The following is a 17385-nucleotide window of genomic DNA, read 5'->3' as shown; positions in this document are numbered from 1 at the left end:
ATGCCCGGGCGATTTTTTCTGACACGGCCAATGTCTGAGGTCGCGCAGGCACTGAACGTCCGATGTGATGTGGACCTGCAGCCGCCGCGAAAAAACATTCAACCGGGTCAGGAATTGATCGTCCTGACTGCCCACGGCCTGACACCCATGCGATGGGGCATGATCCCGGTTGGGCGCGTCAATGCGCGCGGTCGGCCTGTGATGGAAACTATAATCAACGCCCGGTCCGAAACCGTCTTTGACAAAACCGCCTTCGACGGCGTTGGCCGGGCCGTGGTTCCGGTGGACGGGTGGTACGAGTGGACGGGTGAAAAACGTCGAAAAACCGCATGGCGCATCACCTCAGCGAACGGTTCACCTCTGTTCTTTGCTGCGATCACCGACAGTTGGCAGGCTCCGGGCGGTCTGCGGGTTGACCAGTTTGCAGCTGTGACCTGCCCACCTAATGCTGATCTGGAGCCGATACACCATCGAATGGGCGTCCTGCTGGACCCTGCCGACATTCAGACGTGGGTTACAGGAACCGAGGACGACGCCAAGGCGCTGGCGCAGCCTTGGCCTGACGGGTTGTTGCAGATCGAAGAGGCGACGGACGTCGACTGGTCCGGGCCGTGACTGCCTCAGACCACCGTGACCACAGTTCCGACCGGTACACGCTCATACAAGTCGATGACATGGGCGTTCAGCATCCGAATGCATCCGTTTGAGGCCGCGCGCCCGATGGTTTGCGGCTGCGTCGTGCCGTGGATACGGAAATAGGTGTCGACCCCATTCTGAAACAGGTAGAGCGCGCGTGCCCCCAGAGGGTTACCATCACCGCCCGGTTGAACATAATCATTGTCCTTGAATTTAGCGTAAGTCAGCGGTTCACGTTCGATCATCTCGTTCGTGGGGCGCCAAGTCGGCCACTCTTTCTTGACGTCGATCGTGGCTGTGCCGGTGAATTCCAGACCTGCCTTGCCAACGCCGCACCCATAGCGGATCGCCTTGCGCGGTTCTGTGATGAGATACAGGTAGAAGGACCGTGGCGCGACCAGAAGCTGCCCCGGCAGAAATTGTTTCTTGACCCGAACGAACTGGGGCGTGGGGTCGTATTCAACGGCTTTCTTCTTGGCCGAAGCAATACCGGGTGTCAGGCCAGCGGCAGCAGATGCTGCAAGGAAAGTGCGACGTGTGAACATATCGGTTCTCTTAAGGACAACAGGAAAATCGTAAACCAGTGTCGGAATGATAACCGATCTGGTCAATCATCTGCCAAGAGTAACCGTATTGTGATGTAATCGCAGGGACACACTTGTGTTGCAGTTTTGTCCCGCGTGATGTGAAAAGGGCAGAGGTGACCTCTGCCCTTTCATGGCCTTAGGCCAGTGCGATATCGTCGGCGCTTTCGCGGCCGTCACGACCAGCGCGCAGCTCGTACGTGACTTTCTGGTTGTCGGCCAGACCGGTCAGGCCCGAACGCTCGACAGCCGAGATGTGAACGAAGATATCTTTGCCGCCATCTTCAGGTGCGATAAAGCCAAAACCTTTGGTGGTGTTGAACCATTTTACGGTGCCTGTGGGCATATCCGTTGTCTCCTGTTTAGTGCTGCCCACGGAGTTGCGGCAGCCCGGCGTCGTTGTCTGTATCGATAGACTGAGCGCCGGAAACGGTGACAGTGGGTCGAAATAGAAAAACGTAAGCCCCATTGATATGGCATCGGGGTGGGCGTGTGACAAGGGATTTTGTGCGTTTCGTACAAGGGTTTGAGGGCCAGTTTCCCGATTTGCACAAGAATCCGCCGACGGGTTTGGTTATTGGCTCAGCGGCCTTTCATAAAGAAAAGCTATGCGATCAGGGCGCTGGATGGGCATTTAGAAACCTTTGACCAAGCCTGTGATCAGGTTGCGGCATGACGAGTTACTGCCGCATCCGAATGCCCGGAGCCAGGTACTTTCCCACCGTGTCTCTGGCTGATCGGTCATCGGAGCAGTTAGTGCGCGAGGTGGCACATTTGCGGGCGGCCTTTGAGATGACGCAGAGAGAGCGGCCATTCTGGTGTGATGCGTTTATTGTGTTGCCCGATCATCTGCACGCGGTTTGGACCTTGCCACCGGGGATGCGGATAATTCCACACGGTGGTGGTTAATAAAAAGTCGCTTTGTGTGGGGCGTCGGCGCGTTTGGCCCGCGGAGTGGGTCGAAAGTTGTCAAACAGGAACGTGGGTATTGGCAACGCAGGTTTTGGTAGCACTGGATCCGTGATGGACGAGATTATCGCAATCACATGGCATATTGCTGGGTTAATCCCATCAAACACGGGTTCGTAAACCATCCAACCCATTGGCCATGTTCGCCGATGTACCGCGATATTCGTGCGGGTCGGGTTGATCTGGAATGAAGAGGCTGCGTCACCAAAAGGAAGCTTGGGGGACCGTAGGGTCGGTGAATTCACCCATCCATTTTTAGTTGGGTTCTTCAAAACTGAGGAATGAAGGTTGCGAGCACCCATCCCGCGCTGCCGAAAAACCTCAGTTTAGAATCCAGACAATCCGCAAAAGAAGCACCCAAGACTATCAGCAATAAATAGTGTCGTAACGTCACAATTGGGGCAGTGGCATGAGCTTTAGCTCGCAAAGCCGGATCACAAAATGACTTTTTGACGGGCTATTCAAAAATGACGCGCAGCGCGGTTTTCTTCCCCGTTGGCGCTTGATCTTTCTTTCATATGTACGCTGCACCGCTGCGGGTGGCCACTCACGGAAACACGGTCCTTGAGCCGACGTCCACCGCACGCTCGGATCGGCCCGCAGCGGAACATTGCAACGAATATTCAGTTTCAAACAATTTCCAGAAACCCAACACGCACGGGGAAAGATATGTTTTTCAAGTCGATCCTAGACCATATTTTCAAGTCAGCGGAGCAGGCAAATTCGATGTCCAAAGAGCTTGCCGGGAAAGCGCAAATTGCAAATTCTGGAGCGGTTAACAAAAAAGAACTGACTGTGCTTTTTGGAGATGTTCTGAACAAGAAACAGGTTGGGATTGGTGAAAACCAACAGCCAGTCGGCCAGTCGCAAAAGTAACTGATTTCTGCCGGCTGTTGTAAGGCACAGATCGAGAATGCGCGGACAACCTGATTTATGTTGTGAGAGGCTGAACTCTGACCGGCTGCTTGAGGCTCACAAGTGGTCTGGAGAAGCTGAGAAAGATAGCAGCACGCACCGGTCAAACCGTATTACCGATATCTACGCTGCTACTCACTCCAAACAGGCTATTTGAGGCCCGGAATCACATCCGTTGGTTCCGGGCTTCAAACAAAGTTCTTAACGCGCAAACTTCTTATGCTTCAACCGCTTGGGCTCCAGCGCGTCCGGGCCCAGGCGGCGCTTTTTGTCCTCTTCGTAGTCCTCGAAGTTGCCCTCGAACCATTCCACATGGGCATCGCCCTCAAACGCCAAAATATGCGTGCAAATCCGGTCGAGGAAAAAGCGGTCGTGGGAAATGACCACGGCGCAGCCGGCGAAATCGACCAGGGCGTCTTCCAGCGCGCGCAGGGTTTCGACGTCCAGATCGTTGGTGGGTTCGTCGAGCAGCAGGACGTTGCCGCCCTCTTTCAGCAGGCGGGCCATGTGGACGCGGTTGCGCTCACCACCGGATAGCAGTGAGACCTTTTTCTGCTGATCGCCGCCCTTGAAGTTGAAGGACGAGCAGTAGGCGCGGGAATTGACCTGTGCGTCGCCCAGCTGGATGATCTCGGCGCCGCCGGTGATCGCCTCCCACACAGTGTCGTTGTCCTTGAGGTCGTCGCGGGACTGGTCGACATAGGACAGCTCGACCGTGTCGCCCAGGGTGATGGTGCCGCTGTCGGGCTGTTCCTGCCCGGTGAGCATCTTGAACAGGGTCGATTTACCGGCGCCGTTGGGGCCGATGACACCGACGATGCCGCCGGGGGGCAAGGCGAAGTCCAGACCTTCGATCAGTTGCTTGTCGCCCATGTGTTTTGATAGGCCCTCGACCTCGATCACCTTGCCGCCAAGGCGCTGGCCGTTGGGGATGACGATTTGGGCGCGGGTCAGCTTTTCGCGTTCGGACTGGTCTGCCAGTTCGTTATAGGCGTTGATCCGGGCCTTGGATTTGGCCTGGCGGGCCTTCTGGCCCTGACGCATCCATTCCAGTTCGCGCTGTAGGGTCTTCTGCTTGGACTTGTCCTCGCGCGCCTCCTGCTCCAGCCGTTTGGCCTTTTGTTCAAGCCATGCGGAGTAGTTGCCCTCGTACGGCAGACCCCGACTACGGTCGAGTTCAAGGATCCAGCCGGTGATGCTGTCCAGGAAATAGCGGTCGTGGGTGACGATTAGGATGGTGCCCTTGTAGTCGATCAGGTGTTGTTGCAGCCAGGCGATGGTTTCGGCGTCCAGGTGGTTGGTCGGTTCATCGAGCAGCAGCATGTCGGGGGCCTGCAGCAGCAGTTTGCAGAGCGCGACGCGGCGTTTCTCACCGCCCGAAAGGTTGGCGATGTTGGCGTCGTCGGCCGGGCAGCGCAGCGCCTCCATCGAGACGTCGATCTGGCTGTCGAGGTCCCACAGGTTCCGGCTGTCGATCTCGTCCTGCAGTTTGGCCATCTCATCAGCGGTTTCGTCGCTGTAGTTCATCGCCAGTTCGTTATAGCGATCAAGGATCGCCTTCTTTTCGGCCACGCCCAGCATGACGTTTTCACGAACGCTGAGGGTTTCATCCAGTTTCGGTTCCTGCGGCAGATAGCCGACCTTGGCACCCTCTGCGGCCCAGGCCTCGCCGGTGAAGTCCTTGTCGAGGCCCGCCATGATCTTCATCAGCGTCGATTTACCGGCGCCGTTGACGCCGACAACACCGATTTTCACACCGGGCAGAAAGCTCAGGTGGATGTTTTCAAAGCACTTTTTGCCACCGGGATAGGTCTTGGAGACACCCTGCATGTGGTAGACATATTGATAGGCGGCCATGTCGCGTCCTCTGGGTCGGGGAAATCAAGTTGGGCGGTGTGATAGCGGATGGTTGGGATGGGGGCAATCATGAACAATCAGGCCGGATGAAGCCGTCTGCACAGTTTGCAGGGACGTAGTGCCCAGTGGTTAAAACCAGCGGGTTCCGGGTGCTGGGGATTTCCTCTGTAAGGATTGCTGTATACACACAACCCAAACGGGAGATTGGTAAAAGAAGATGAGCAGTTATGTGATAATTTCGATGGCTTTTTTTGCTTTCGGCGCGATCAGTTCAATGGCGGCTCGTGCTGAAAATTTGCCGGACTGTAAGGCGTACAAAGACGCAACTTATTGCTCAACATACAATGTGGCGCAGATGTCGACGTCTCAAATCGAAGGGGGTGATTTTGCTTCTGCAGGTATTTTGACTATGCTTAGTGTTTCGAATGCGTCAGATCACGATATCAGGTACTATGTTACCTTTAATTTCATTCAATCACTTGCAAATATCGAGGAAAAGTTCGCACTGACCGAAGACTACCGACAGCTCAAAAAGTCACTTTTGCACCAGATGCTTAAATATGTAGCCTTGACTGGTGATGAGATCAGAGCTCAAGTCTATTTGGCATACTTGGAATTTTTCATCGAACCGAAGTTGGAATTGCCAAAGAGCGTTAATTATCCTCAGATTGAATGGAAGCAGCAGTCAGCGGATTCCAAGCTTCATATTAAGTGTATTGTCGAAAGCGATGTTCCATTTTTTGCCGCTGAAAGAGATTGCTGAATCCGCCGAATTCAAAACATGTATGAACGGATAAACCGGAGGTTATTTGTCCCTGAGTGTATTGATATCCAACTGGTGCAAACCTGGCCGTATTGACTGGTTCGGTCTGCGACCTGAGCGTCGTGCGGAGATGGTCGCGGTTAAGGAAGGCATGATCTCCACCAATGGGCTTGAAGGCGACCGGGGCCGCGCAGGCAAGCGGGCGGTGACGCTGATCCAGCAGGAGCATCTGGCGGCGATTGGGTCATATCTTGGGCAGGGGCCGGTTACTCCGGACATCCTGCGTCGCAATCTGTTGGTGTCAGGGATCAATCTGGCGGCGCTCAAGGGGCGTGAGGTGCAGGTAGGCGAGGCCGTTCTGCGTTTTACCGTTATCTGCGCGCCGTGCAGCCGGATGGAGGAGGCGCTGGGCAAAGGCGGCTATTCCGCCGTGCGGGGGCATGGTGGGTGGTGCGCCGAGGTGGTGCGGCCGGGGCGAGTCACGTTGGGCGATGAGGTTCAACCGGTTGATTGACAACGTTGTCCAGTTCTGAACATCAGCAAGGCATGGATCGTTTTAGCATTCCATACGCGCGGCCCGGGCAGGTCATCGGGCTGTTCGGTGGGTCGTTTGACCCGCCGCACCAGGGGCATGTGCATGTCACGCTCGAGGCGATGAAGGCGTTTGGGCTGGATCGGGTGTGGTGGCTGGTGTCTCCGGGCAACCCATTGAAGGAACGAGGTCCTGCGCCTCTTGAGCAGCGAATGGCGGCGGCGCGGACTCTGATGCAGCACCCCGGGGTCGAAGTGACGGACATTGAGGCGTTAACGGGGACAAGGGCAACGGCGGATACGTTGGCCGAACTGCGTCGTCTTTATCCCAAAGTGCGGTTTGTCTGGATCATGGGTGCGGATAATCTGGCGCAGTTCCATAAGTGGAAAGATTGGCGGTTGATCATGGACAGCGTGCCTGTGGGTGTGATTGCGCGCCCCGGCGACCGGATTTCTGCGCGGATGTCCCCGGCTGCGCGGCTTTATGCCAAGTACCGCATAGATGGGCAGGCGCGGCGTCTGTTGGGGCGCGCCGATGCGCCCGCTTGGTGTTTCGTGAACGTACCGATGGTCGATGTAAGTTCCAGCCAAATCCGGGAGCGCGGTGGTTGGGGCGCTGAGGTGTTGCCGGAATAGCCCCATGCGCGCATAATCCATATCTGTGGTTGTGCGTATTTAATCTGTGAGATTTTATTCGACTTATGACTGATCGATTTTCTCGACGTGGATTTTTAGCAGGGCTGGGGGCGACTTTGATCCCCTCTGCTGTGCTGGCCGAGGCGCCTTTGGTCTCGTTGCGCCCTCAATTGCGCGGCGACGTACCGACCGGGGTCGAGCGGCTTGTCCAAGCGGCCGGGTTGCGTGGTGAGGTGGTGTTCGCGGTGGCGGATGCAACAACGGGAACGCAGCTGGAAGAGTACAGTGGCAATCAGGGGCTGCCGCCGGCAAGCGTTGCCAAGGCGTTGACAGCTCTTTATGCGCTGGATGTCTTAGGATCAGACTACCGGTTCGAGACCGCCCTGATGGCGGATGGACCGATCGAAAATGGTATCCTGAAAGGTGACTTGATCCTTATGGGAGGTGGCGACCCGCTGCTGGACACCGATGCGTTGGCCAATATGGCGGCGAATTTGCGTGAGGCTGGGATTTCCGAGGTTCAGGGTGCGTTCAAGGTTTATGAGGGGGCGCTACCTTATGTGTTCAGTATCGATCCGGGGCAGCCGGATCATTTGGGCTATAGCCCTTCCATCAGCGGCATATCGTTGAATTTCAACCGGGTGCACTTTGAGTGGAAACGTGATGGTACCCGTTATGACGTGTCCATGGATGCGCGCAGCGCGCGGTACAAACCGTCGGTCGATGTGGCCTCTATGCAGATTGAGAAACGAAAAGCGCCTATCTACACCTATGAATCCAGCGCGCGGCAGGACCGCTGGACCGTGGCGCAAGGGGCGCTTGGGACTGGTGGGGCGCGGTGGTTGCCGGTGCGCAAGCCTGCGCTTTATGCGGGGGATGTGTTCAGGACGCTGGCGCGCGCGAATGGGATCCAGTTGGGTCGCGTACAGGTCATGCGCGAAGCGCCGAAGGGAACCTTGCTTGTGGTGCATCACAGTGATCCGCTGGACAGTATCTTGCGCGGCATGTTGAAGTACTCGACCAACCTGACGGCTGAGATGGTTGGTATGGCGGCCTCGCAAGCGCGCGGTGCAAATCTGCAAACCTTGGCGGATTCTGCGGCCGAAATGAACCGTTGGGCGACCGAGACATATGGCGTAACGGGGATCGCGATGGTGGACCACTCGGGTCTAAGCGATGCGTCCCGAATGGCACCGGGCGCTTTGGTGACAGCACTGGTCGCGGCGAAACAAGCGGACGCATTGAAACCATTGCTGAAAAAATTCACCCTTGCGGACAGTCAGGGGCGGCCGGTCAAAGATCACCCGATCAAGGTCGATGCCAAGACCGGTACGCTGAATTTTGTTTCTGGTCTTGGCGGCTTCATCACAACGCCGGACGGCTCCGAATTGGCTTTTGCCATTTTCACCGCCGATGTCGACCATCGGGCCACGATCCCGCGCGCGCAGCGCGAACGACCGCAAGGCGCGCGAAGCTGGAACAATCGCTCGCGCAAACTCCAACGCGCTCTGATCGAGCGCTGGGGGTCTATGGCCGGAAGCTAAGATCAGGTGGTGTGACGTGCCCGCGCGCCGCGTTCGATCGCGGCGGCATGCAGGCGATCAATGCTTAGCTCGTAACGAATTTCTTCAAGCAGGCGCAGCTCGGATTCCGCCAGCGATCCGTCGGCGGCGGCCACATCACAGGCCAGTGCATAGGCGGTTTCGTTCAGCCGTTCGGGCAGATTGTCGCGGATCAGGCCGAACAGCGCATCCAGCCCGTCTTCTTGTTCAAACAGGTCAAACACAGTTTGCGAAACGCGGCGGGTTCGGTCGATGTCATACTCGGCAAAAACCGGCAGCATATTGACCGCGCCTTCGATCTTGACCAGCTCAGCGGTGCGGATGGTCTCATCAGACGCAGAGATCGCAACCATGATCGCAACAAGGCAATCCTGTGGGGACATTGGATGGGGTACTTGTTCGGTCATGGTGTGGTCCTGATTAGGCTTTCTGCGTCAGCACGATAGGTGGGCAAGCGGGCAGGTTCAACGGGTTTCGCTTCGGCGAGGCTAGAGAATGGGCAAAGGACCGCGCGTTTTGGTTTGTCGCAGTACAAAATTGCTGCGTGTGTCGCGCACAAGACCGGATTTCAAAAGTCGCTGCATAATGAAGTGCTCAAGCTCTTCCGGCGTCTTGGCATAGACTTTCAGTATAAAATCGTGATCCCCTGTGATTGAGGCACACTCGACGATCTGAGGTTCGGTTTCAATTAGGCGCAGGAACGCGTTGATGCTGTCCTCCTGATGCTCGCGCAAAGCTACGTGAACGTAGGCTATGGCGTTCAACCCAACAGACTTGGCGCGTATCTGCGCGGTATAGCCGGAAATGATACCAGCGGCCTCAAGGTCACGCACACGCCGCCAGCACTGCGAAGCGGATAACCCCGTGCGATCCGCAAGGTCCTGCATGGATTGACGGCCATCCTTCTGAAGCTCTTGCAATATGGCGATATCGGCGGATTGAAGTGTTTGTCTCATAAATCATGACTCAATGATATGTATTTGCCAAATTACTGGAGCTTTACCGTTAATCCAAACCAAATTTTTCAATCAGAGGGCGTATTCTTTTCATAAGGGAGGAAAAGTGATGCCCAAGTCGACCAAATACGCCGCAAAGGTTGCCGATGCGCGCGGCCATATCGCGTATACGCCGGAAGAGGATGCTGTTTGGGCCGACCTCTACGCGGCGCAAGAGGAAAACGTTCAGCGCTATATGGCGCGGGACTACCTGGACGGGCTGCAGCGGCTGGACCTGCCAAAAACCACCGTACCGTCCTGTGCCGATATCTCTGAACGGCTTCTGGATATGACCGGCTGGCGGGTCCAACCGGTGCCTGCGCTGATCGGATTTAAGACTTTTTTTGGCATGTTGGCGGACCGGGTGTTTCCCGCGGCATCCTTTATCCGGTCGCGCGAAGATTTCGACTATATCGAAGAACCGGACATTTTTCATGAGATTTTCGGCCATACACCTCTGCTGAGCGATCCCCGCTTTGCAGCCTTTAGCCACGCGATCGGAAAAGCCGGGGTTCAGGCCGGTGAGAAAGACTACTCATGGCTCATCCGACTATATTGGTTCTCGATCGAGTTCGGGTTGCGCCTTCAGGATGGTAACATCAAGGCGCTTGGATCCGGACTCGCGTCTTCGCCGACCGAGCTTGTCTATGCTGTCGAGAGTGACATCCCCGACCGGGACCGGTTCGATGTCATGACGATTCTGCGTACCCCCTATCGGATCGACATGCACCAGATGGGCTATTTCGTGCTAGACTCGCCCGAGGAGTTGTTCGCAGCCGCCGATCGTGACCTGTTGGCGGATGTACGCAGGGCACAAACCCTTGGGTTGCTGCCGAACAAGTTTCCGGAAAAAGTAACCGCAGCGGAGTGAACGGATCATGTCTTTAACAGGAGAAACCTGCAGCCTATCGAGCCGTACCTGTGTTCCTTGTTCCGGCGGCGTCCCGGCTTTAACACGCGATGAGGCTAACACCCACATGGTCGAGCTTTCCGATGATTGGCATTTGGATGCAGGTGCAAAGATGCTGAGCAGGCATTTCAAGTTCAAGGGTTTTGCCAAAGCAACGTATCTAGCAAATCTTTGTGCGTGGTTGGCTGATCAGCAAGGGCATCATCCTGATGTAAGTTTCGGGTGGGGTTACGTGGAAGTCAAACTAACGACCCACGAAATTGATGGTCTGAGTGAGAACGATTTTATCTGGGCTGCGAAACTGGATCAGTTGACCGCTTAAATCGGCCTTTCCATCAGGAATAACAGCGCGCTTTATTGACTCATGCTGCACCGGCACAATAGGAGGGGTCGGTCGGTTGCATGGGGCGACTGGCACTGTTTTTCCCGATGGAGCAAATCTGATGTCTGAACTGCGTGAAACCGCAATGTCGTCCAAGGCCTGGCCTTTCGAAGAGGCGCGCCGGTTGCTCAAACGCTATCAGAAAGGGGCTCCGGAAAAGGGATACGTTCTGTTTGAAACAGGTTATGGCCCTTCGGGTCTGCCGCATATCGGCACGTTTGGCGAAGTTGCGCGGACCACGATGGTTAAACGTGCATTCGAGGCGCTGTCGGACATCCCGACCAAACTGATCTGTTTCTCGGATGATTTGGACGGCATGCGCAAGGTGCCAACCAATGTGCCAAACCCAGAGATTCTAGAACAGCATTTGCAGCGTCCATTGACCTCGGTGCCGGATCCGTTTGGCACGCATGACAGCTTTGGCGAACATAACAACGCGATGCTGCGAAGGTTCCTTGATACCTTTGGGTTCGAGTATGAGTTCTACTCGGCCAAGGAATTCTACGAATCCGGACGGTTTGACGAGATCCTGAAGCGTGCGGTTGAGCGTTATGACGAGATCATGGCGATCATGCTCAAAAGCCTGCGTGACGAACGTAAGCAGACCTATTCGATCTTCCTGCCACTGCACCCCGAAAGCGGGCGGGTCATGTATGTGCCGATGAAAAAGGTCTGTGCAGAGACCTACACCGTGACCTTTGACGATGAAACGGGCAAGGAATGGACCGTTCCGGTCACAGGCGGCCACGTCAAGCTGCAGTGGAAACCGGATTTCGGCGCGCGCTGGGCTGCTTTGGGTGTCGATTTTGAGATGTACGGCAAGGAACACGCCACGAACGAAAAGATATACGACGCGATCTGTCGTGCGCTGGGTGGCCGCGCGCCCGAGCATTTCTCGTATGAGCTGTTCCTGGACGAAAACGGTCAGAAGATTTCCAAATCTTCGGGCAATGGTGTGTCGATCGACGAATGGCTGACCTATGCGCCGACCGAAAGCCTGACTTACTTCATGTATCAAAAGCCCAAGACGGCCAAGCGTATGCATTTTGATGTGATCCCGAAGGCATATGATGAATATCATCAGCAATTGCGAGCGTATCCTGGGCAGGATCTGAAGGCACAGCTGAACAATCCCGTCTGGCACATTCACGGCGGGAACGTTCCGGAATCCACCCTGATCGTGCCATTCGCGATGCTGCTGAACCTTGCGTCTGTGTCCGGGGCCGAGGACAAAGAGGCGCTGTGGGGCTTTATCCGTCGCTATGCGCCCGAAGCCACGCCCGACACCCATCCTGATCTGGATCAGGCTGCGGGCTTTGCCGTGCGTTACTTCAACGATTTTGTCAAACCCACCCGCCAGCACCGCGCGCCGACCGATCAGGAACGCGAAGCGCTGGAGGCTTTGAAAGCCGCGCTTGAGGCCTATGATGGCCCGGTCGAGGACGAGGCGCTGCAGTCGGTGGTTTATTCCGTCGGGCGGGAACGGTTCGACCCGATGCGCGGTTGGTTCACTGCGCTTTATGAGGTGCTGCTGGGTGCCTCGCAGGGTCCACGCTTTGGCGGGTTTATCGCCCTTTACGGCGTGCCCGAAACCATCGCACTGATCGACAAGGCTTTGGTCGGGGATCTGGCCTGATTTGACCTGAAACCGCATGGGGCTACTCTTTCAACAGGAGGTGGCCCCATGCGTCGTTTACTACTTGCTGTATCACTCAGTGCCGGACTGGCCTCGGGCGCGTTTGCCCAAAATGCCGAGATTGAGGCAAATATTGCGGCGCAAATACAGGCGTTTAAGGCAGATGACTTTGTCACGGCCTTTACCTTTGCAAGTCCCAACATCCAGAACTTTTTTGGGACGCCCGAGAACTTCGGAGCCATGGTCCGCAATGGCTATCCCATGGTTTGGAGACCTGCTGATGTTCGCTTTCTGGAGCTGCGAGAGGTTGCTGGTGCATTGTGGCAGAAGGTCATGATCACGGATAGCAACGGGCAAGTGCACGTTTTGGACTATCAGATGGTCCAGCAAGAAAACGGCTGGAAGATCAATGGTGTGCAGCTTCTGGGAAATTCAGATCCGGCTGCATGACGCAACACCACCGTTACGGTGACATGAGCGGCGGTTAATCCCTATTCGGTACTCAGGCTTTTGCGTTCGGGCAGCCCCGGACACTGGGTTTGTGCGCGTGGTGACCTACTGCGCGCGATTGGGAAAGGGATCTCTATGAACAAGGCAATCACCGACGGCATCGTCTTCATGCCGCCTGCTTTCGCGAATGGTCTGAGCGTCTGGTCCAGAGGCGACGGGACACCAGGTTCGCCAACCTATGACGGCGCACCGAACGGGGCATTTGTTCCGGCGGATCCGGATTTTGGCGGTTGTCTGGAAATCCTGAAGGTGCAGGCCACGCAACAGCTTCGCTATATGGGACAGACGCCCCTGATCCCGGGATGCTATTTGCAAATCAAGGCGCGGGTCAAAGCTATCAGCGGTCCCTTGCCGCAGGTTCGTATTGCGGCTTGGGCGGGCGGGACCGGGGACCAGCAGGTAACCGGTGTGGTCGATCAGGGGCCGGTCACGCAGCTTTCGGGTTACGGCACCGTGCATGAAATCACGGCCATCGTTGGCAATGGCAAACGCTCCGGTGTTGATATGCCTTGGGGCGTCGCGGCACTTTATGGGCATTTTGGTTTGAACATTGACGGAGCAAACGGTTCGGTCATTCGGGTTGATGATATCGAGATCACCGATGTCACCAGCATTTTTCTGCGCGAGATGATCAGCACTGTCGACGTGCGTGACTATGGTGCAATCGGCGATGGCGTCGTCGACGATTCCGTAGCGTTCGAAGCAGCGGACCAGGCCGCTGGCGGTCGCAGGATTTATGTCCCGAAAGGCACTTATTTGCTGGCGCAGAACACGTCGATGTCGTCCGAGATGGATTTCGAGGGCACAATCATCATGCCCGACGACAAGATGTTGTTGCTGACAAAGAATTTCGACCTTCCGGCTTACATCGCAGCATTCGGGGACGAGGAGCTGGCGTTCAAAAAAGCGTTTCAGGCGTTGTTGAACAATTCGGATCATGAATCGCTCGACATGGGCGGGCGCAAAATCTCGGTCACAGCGCCAATTGACATGGCCGCTGCCGTTCCGAACCGGCAGGGCGGTTTTTCGACCCGGCGCATCATCCGTAACGGGCAGTTCGATGTCAAAAGCAGCTCGGCCTGGGATACCGAAACCTTCACCTCGGTCGCAACCTACAACCCGGCGGATTCGACCAAGCTGACTAATGTGGAGAACATCGCCAACATTCCGGTTGGCGCGCTGGTGCAGGGCAATGGTGTTGGGCGCGAAATCTATGTGCGCTCCAAGGATGTCGGTGCCGGAGAGATCAGGCTGAATGACCCGCTCTATGATGCGGCGGGGACGCAAACCTTCACGTTTCAGTCGTTCAAATACCTGTTGGATTTCAGCGGTTTCAGTACGTTGCGCAAATTTGGCATGGAAGAGATCGAATTTCAGTGCAACGGTCGCAGCAGCGCAATCCGGCTTGCGCCGTCCGGCAGTACTTTTGCGGTGACGAATTGCTTTATCAGCCGGCCCAAAGATCGCGGCATCAACTCGCACGGAACCGGATGTCAGGGGATGTTGATCGACAATTGCCAGTTCCTGTCGACCGAAGAATCCTTCAACGTGTCTGACCGCAAATCCATCGCGTTGAATGCCAATGCAAACGATATCAAACTGCGACACAATCGCGCCGTGCGGTTCCTGCATTTTGCTGTGTTGGCCGGATCCAACAACCTGATCTTAGGCAACCACTTTTTCCAGGGTGACAGCATCCCGCAGGGTATCCGCAGCGCCGGGTTGATCATGACCGGGACCTATAACAGCTCGACCATTTCCGAGAATTATGTCGATAACTGCTTTGTCGAATGGACCAATGAACGGGATGCAAACCCGGTCTACACGAGCGGGTATTCCTTCAGTTCGATGACCATTTCGGACAACATCTTTTATGCCAGCGAAGTCGCACCGTGGTTCAGTCAGATTGTCATTCGCCCTCATGGGGCCGGGCACTATTTGAACGGAGTGGTCGTGACCGGGAACAAATTCCGTTCAAGCAGTGGTCGCATCGACCGGGCCGACCGGGTAGATACTAGTTTTGCCGATCTGAACCATTCGGCGCATCTGAACGTGATTTTCGAAGACAACACGTTCAATGGCATCAACGCAAAGGTGGAAAACCCGTTGCGGATCCGACGCTCGCAACAATCGGCATCCTCGGTTTGGACCATTCCTTCTGACGGCCGGTTGCCCTTTGGCGGCAAGGCCCGCGGGTGCGATGCGGTTACGGTGTTGGGGCCGCTCAGAAATGCGGGTGGGCAGATCGTTCACGCCACGCCCTATGTCGAGCTAGAGCAGGGCGCAAATCAAGACACTATCCAACTACGTTGGCCTTTGCCTGCCAGCGGATCGGTGTCGGCCGTCATGCGTATGGAATACTAAGCGGCGCGTGCCGCAGGCGATCTAGAACGTATTCCAGATTGCCAGCCTGATGCCCGTATTTTTGCGGGCATCATTGCGCTCCAAGCCTAGAACCCACGTGGTGGGGCTGTCCTTGGTGCGGATCATGATCGAAGGCTTGATCCTCCAGTGCAGGGGTTGGTCGCTTTGGTACGCGGTTTCGATCTGCAGCAGGGGGTTAATAAGCCGCGGGGATGACAGGCCTGCAGTAAGGTCCAACTTGCGATATACCGCATCATGCGTTCGAAACTCCAGCGCAGCATCAATGGCGATCCAGCCATTGCCCCAGCCGGTTTGAAACCCCTTGCCGTACGAAAGCGTGGCTTTGTACAAGGCCCAGGCTCGCATCTGGCGATGATGGGCTCCGATTGCAATCTCGGCAGCAAAGCGCCCTGCCTTTTCGAATTCGGCGACAGGCAAGCGGGCAAACACCAGAGCATGACCATAAATGTCGCGGTGCTCTTCAACGTCCAGGCCAAGCGTTAGCTTCTCTCGCAACCCGTACTCAGCATAAAATGACCCTTTGTAGTCGTATCCGTAATCCGGTTCTTTAAACGCCGTTACGGCAGTCGATACAAAAGCTGCGCCCTTATCTCGCAACCAAGCACCAGACCAGGCTGGCGAGGCTGCTAAGAGCAAAATCAGAATGATCGAAACCCGGCGCATGCGCGCAGCTTCTGTCAGCATGGTTAACGGATCGTTAGGATTTGGCCCAAATCTGCAGGAACTTCATGCCGCTGAATGGCAAAGGAAACACAAGACCTTTTTAAAACCTATGTTAGGTTTGAAACAGATAGAGGAGAATCCAGATGCCGAAGATTGCCAAAGATACCAGCGTCCAGACAGTTATCACGACCTTTGAAATGACGCCCGGCACCTGCCAGGACCTGCTGGAAGCTCTGACGGATGCTTATGCGGAATTCATCTCGAAACAGCCCGGATTTGTCGCCGCGGGACTGCACGTGAATGACGCGCAGACGCGGATCGCCAACTATTCGCAATGGGAACGCCGCGAGGATTTTCTGGCCATGCTGCGCACCACGGAAATGCGCAACCGCAATCGGCAGATTAACGAGCTGTGCAAAAGTTTTGAGCCGGTGATGTATGAGGTGGCCGGGACCTTTGGTGGAGCCTGATCTGAATCAATGCCTAACAGCCTGAGATGGTGCAGGGTTCAGGCGTGAAAACGGAGGTGCGCGTCATGTATCACAATATTCTTGTCCCCATTTCCTTTGATGCCGAAAGGGATATCTCTGGGCCGTTGAAGCTGGCCGAAATACTGGCGACATCGGATGCGCAGGTCACGTTGCTGCACGTGGTCGAGCATATTCCGAGCTACGCCATTTCCTACATGCCACCCGAGTATCTGGCCGAAGCTCGGAAGGCGCTGCAGATGGAACTGGACGCGCTTGCGGAAAAACTGCCCAACGCCAAAGGTGTTCTGGTCGAGGGTCATTCGGGGCGGACAATTCTTGACTGGGCAGTCGAACATAAGCCTGACCTGATCATCATGGCATCTCACCGTCCAGGGATGCAGGATCTGTTGCTGGGTTCTACGACCAACCACGTCGTGCGCCATGCGGCCTGCGCCGTTCATGTGGTGCGCTGATCGGGCCAAATGTCGGTTGGGGCAAGGCGCCATGCCTTGCCAAAGCCGCCGTTCAAAACTGCATCGGAAATGGTGAACGTGACGAACCCGAAATCGGTGAAGTCCGCATAGAGCTTGGCCTTGGGCCTCAGGCTCAGATACCGAGCGCGCAGCGCGGCATGTTTCTCTGTCCCTCTGGCGGCGAACTGCGCGTTGGCATGCAGCGTCAACCTTGGGTGCGTCAACGGATCGCCTTTATCACCGGGTTCACCAATCAACAGGGCGCAGACCGGATTGGTGGTCAGTGCCCGGGTGTGGTCGGCCAGGGTTGAGATCAACGTGACCGGATGCCCCTGACTATCCGTTGCTAGTGCCACGCGCGACACAGAAGGAAACGCACTATCGGGGCGCAGCACGGCCAGAGCGCCGAACGTCGCGTTTTCGATCAGGTTGCGGGCCATTTGGCAGGCTGGGTCATCAACCGGGCGGTACGGATCGGTGTTGGTCATTGGTGTCTCAGCCCTGGGCG

20 protein-coding genes are annotated in these 17385 nt (G+C 56.1%); 13 read left to right on the top strand and 7 right to left on the bottom strand.

The window, feature by feature from the left end:
• Window positions 1-615, top strand: coding sequence for an SOS response-associated peptidase (locus tag AC2FD9_RS15005; RefSeq protein WP_282169759.1), 615 nt, complete (start codon window positions 1-3; stop codon window positions 613-615).
• Between the two features lie 5 nt (window positions 616-620).
• Here AC2FD9_RS15005 and AC2FD9_RS15000 read toward each other — a convergent pair whose 3' ends face one another.
• Window positions 621-1181 carry a L,D-transpeptidase gene (locus AC2FD9_RS15000; protein WP_058278724.1) on the bottom strand — a complete coding sequence of 187 codons (561 nt, stop codon included), beginning with the start codon at window positions 1179-1181 and terminating at the stop codon, window positions 621-623.
• Between the two features lie 178 nt (window positions 1182-1359).
• Window positions 1360-1566, bottom strand: coding sequence for a cold-shock protein (locus AC2FD9_RS14995; protein ID WP_058273677.1), 207 nt, complete (start codon window positions 1564-1566; stop codon window positions 1360-1362).
• A gap of 1292 nt (window positions 1567-2858) precedes the next feature.
• Here AC2FD9_RS14995 and AC2FD9_RS14990 point away from each other — a divergent pair.
• Window positions 2859-3065: a hypothetical protein gene (locus AC2FD9_RS14990; RefSeq protein WP_496698860.1), complete on the top strand. Its 207-nt coding sequence runs from the start codon at window positions 2859-2861 to the stop codon at window positions 3063-3065.
• Window positions 3066-3305: 240 nt separating this feature from the next.
• Here AC2FD9_RS14990 and ettA read toward each other — a convergent pair whose 3' ends face one another.
• A complete protein-coding gene (ettA, locus tag AC2FD9_RS14985) occupies window positions 3306-4961 on the bottom strand; it encodes an energy-dependent translational throttle protein EttA (RefSeq protein ID WP_496837602.1) in 1656 nt (551 codons plus the stop codon).
• 217 nt (window positions 4962-5178) lie between these two features.
• Between ettA and AC2FD9_RS14980 the strand changes: the two genes are divergently transcribed.
• The 4 genes from AC2FD9_RS14980 (at window position 5179) to dacB (ending at window position 8435) form a co-directional block, all read left to right on the top strand.
• Window positions 5179-5724, top strand: a complete 546-nt coding sequence (locus AC2FD9_RS14980; protein ID WP_496837600.1) for a hypothetical protein — start codon at window positions 5179-5181, stop codon at window positions 5722-5724.
• A 46-nt stretch (window positions 5725-5770) separates the two neighbouring features.
• On the top strand, window positions 5771-6238 hold the full coding sequence (locus AC2FD9_RS14975; RefSeq protein WP_496837598.1) for an MOSC domain-containing protein: 468 nt from the start codon (window positions 5771-5773) through the stop codon (window positions 6236-6238).
• 32 nt (window positions 6239-6270) lie between these two features.
• The gene (locus AC2FD9_RS14970) at window positions 6271-6891 is read left to right on the top strand and encodes a nicotinate-nucleotide adenylyltransferase (RefSeq protein ID WP_282120172.1); all 621 of its coding nucleotides are present in this window, start codon (window positions 6271-6273) and stop codon (window positions 6889-6891) included.
• Window positions 6892-6956: 65 nt separating this feature from the next.
• Window positions 6957-8435 (top strand): D-alanyl-D-alanine carboxypeptidase/D-alanyl-D-alanine endopeptidase, encoded by a 1479-nt coding sequence (gene dacB, locus AC2FD9_RS14965; RefSeq protein WP_496756319.1) that lies wholly within the window; start codon window positions 6957-6959, stop codon window positions 8433-8435.
• A gap of 2 nt (window positions 8436-8437) precedes the next feature.
• Here dacB and AC2FD9_RS14960 read toward each other — a convergent pair whose 3' ends face one another.
• Both AC2FD9_RS14960 and AC2FD9_RS14955 read right to left on the bottom strand, forming a co-directional pair.
• Window positions 8438-8860: a tellurite resistance TerB family protein gene (locus AC2FD9_RS14960; protein ID WP_058273455.1), complete on the bottom strand. Its 423-nt coding sequence runs from the start codon at window positions 8858-8860 to the stop codon at window positions 8438-8440.
• A gap of 81 nt (window positions 8861-8941) precedes the next feature.
• Window positions 8942-9409: an Lrp/AsnC family transcriptional regulator gene (locus AC2FD9_RS14955; RefSeq protein ID WP_282120174.1), complete on the bottom strand. Its 468-nt coding sequence runs from the start codon at window positions 9407-9409 to the stop codon at window positions 8942-8944.
• 109 nt (window positions 9410-9518) lie between these two features.
• Between AC2FD9_RS14955 and AC2FD9_RS14950 the strand changes: the two genes are divergently transcribed.
• The 5 genes from AC2FD9_RS14950 (at window position 9519) to AC2FD9_RS14930 (ending at window position 15250) form a co-directional block, all read left to right on the top strand.
• Window positions 9519-10319 carry a phenylalanine 4-monooxygenase gene (locus tag AC2FD9_RS14950; RefSeq protein WP_496756315.1) on the top strand — a complete coding sequence of 267 codons (801 nt, stop codon included), beginning with the start codon at window positions 9519-9521 and terminating at the stop codon, window positions 10317-10319.
• 7 nt (window positions 10320-10326) lie between these two features.
• The gene (locus tag AC2FD9_RS14945) at window positions 10327-10680 is read left to right on the top strand and encodes a 4a-hydroxytetrahydrobiopterin dehydratase (RefSeq protein ID WP_496837595.1); all 354 of its coding nucleotides are present in this window, start codon (window positions 10327-10329) and stop codon (window positions 10678-10680) included.
• A 121-nt stretch (window positions 10681-10801) separates the two neighbouring features.
• Window positions 10802-12376: a lysine--tRNA ligase gene (locus AC2FD9_RS14940; RefSeq protein WP_496698875.1), complete on the top strand. Its 1575-nt coding sequence runs from the start codon at window positions 10802-10804 to the stop codon at window positions 12374-12376.
• 48 nt (window positions 12377-12424) lie between these two features.
• Window positions 12425-12826: a DUF4864 domain-containing protein gene (locus AC2FD9_RS14935; protein ID WP_058273450.1), complete on the top strand. Its 402-nt coding sequence runs from the start codon at window positions 12425-12427 to the stop codon at window positions 12824-12826.
• A 135-nt stretch (window positions 12827-12961) separates the two neighbouring features.
• Window positions 12962-15250 (top strand): glycosyl hydrolase family 28-related protein, encoded by a 2289-nt coding sequence (locus AC2FD9_RS14930; RefSeq protein WP_496837593.1) that lies wholly within the window; start codon window positions 12962-12964, stop codon window positions 15248-15250.
• A 21-nt stretch (window positions 15251-15271) separates the two neighbouring features.
• Here AC2FD9_RS14930 and AC2FD9_RS14925 read toward each other — a convergent pair whose 3' ends face one another.
• Window positions 15272-15955, bottom strand: a complete 684-nt coding sequence (locus AC2FD9_RS14925; RefSeq protein ID WP_496837592.1) for a hypothetical protein — start codon at window positions 15953-15955, stop codon at window positions 15272-15274.
• 122 nt (window positions 15956-16077) lie between these two features.
• On the opposite strand from AC2FD9_RS14925, the gene AC2FD9_RS14920 reads away from it, so the two are divergent.
• On the top strand, window positions 16078-16404 hold the full coding sequence (locus AC2FD9_RS14920; RefSeq protein ID WP_058273448.1) for an antibiotic biosynthesis monooxygenase family protein: 327 nt from the start codon (window positions 16078-16080) through the stop codon (window positions 16402-16404).
• 65 nt (window positions 16405-16469) lie between these two features.
• The gene (locus tag AC2FD9_RS14915) at window positions 16470-16877 is read left to right on the top strand and encodes a universal stress protein (protein ID WP_108860159.1); all 408 of its coding nucleotides are present in this window, start codon (window positions 16470-16472) and stop codon (window positions 16875-16877) included.
• On the opposite strand, the gene AC2FD9_RS14910 is transcribed toward AC2FD9_RS14915, so the two are convergent.
• A complete protein-coding gene (locus AC2FD9_RS14910; RefSeq protein ID WP_472722900.1) occupies window positions 16862-17365 on the bottom strand; it encodes a HugZ family pyridoxamine 5'-phosphate oxidase in 504 nt (167 codons plus the stop codon). The genes AC2FD9_RS14915 and AC2FD9_RS14910 overlap by 16 nt on opposite strands.
• Window positions 17366-17385: the final 20 nt, after the last annotated feature.

The sequence above is a fragment of the Ruegeria sp. YTSC230 genome (assembly GCF_059609665.1).
Note: the sequence above shows the minus strand (reverse complement) of the source record. Positions and strands in the feature narration are given on the sequence as shown.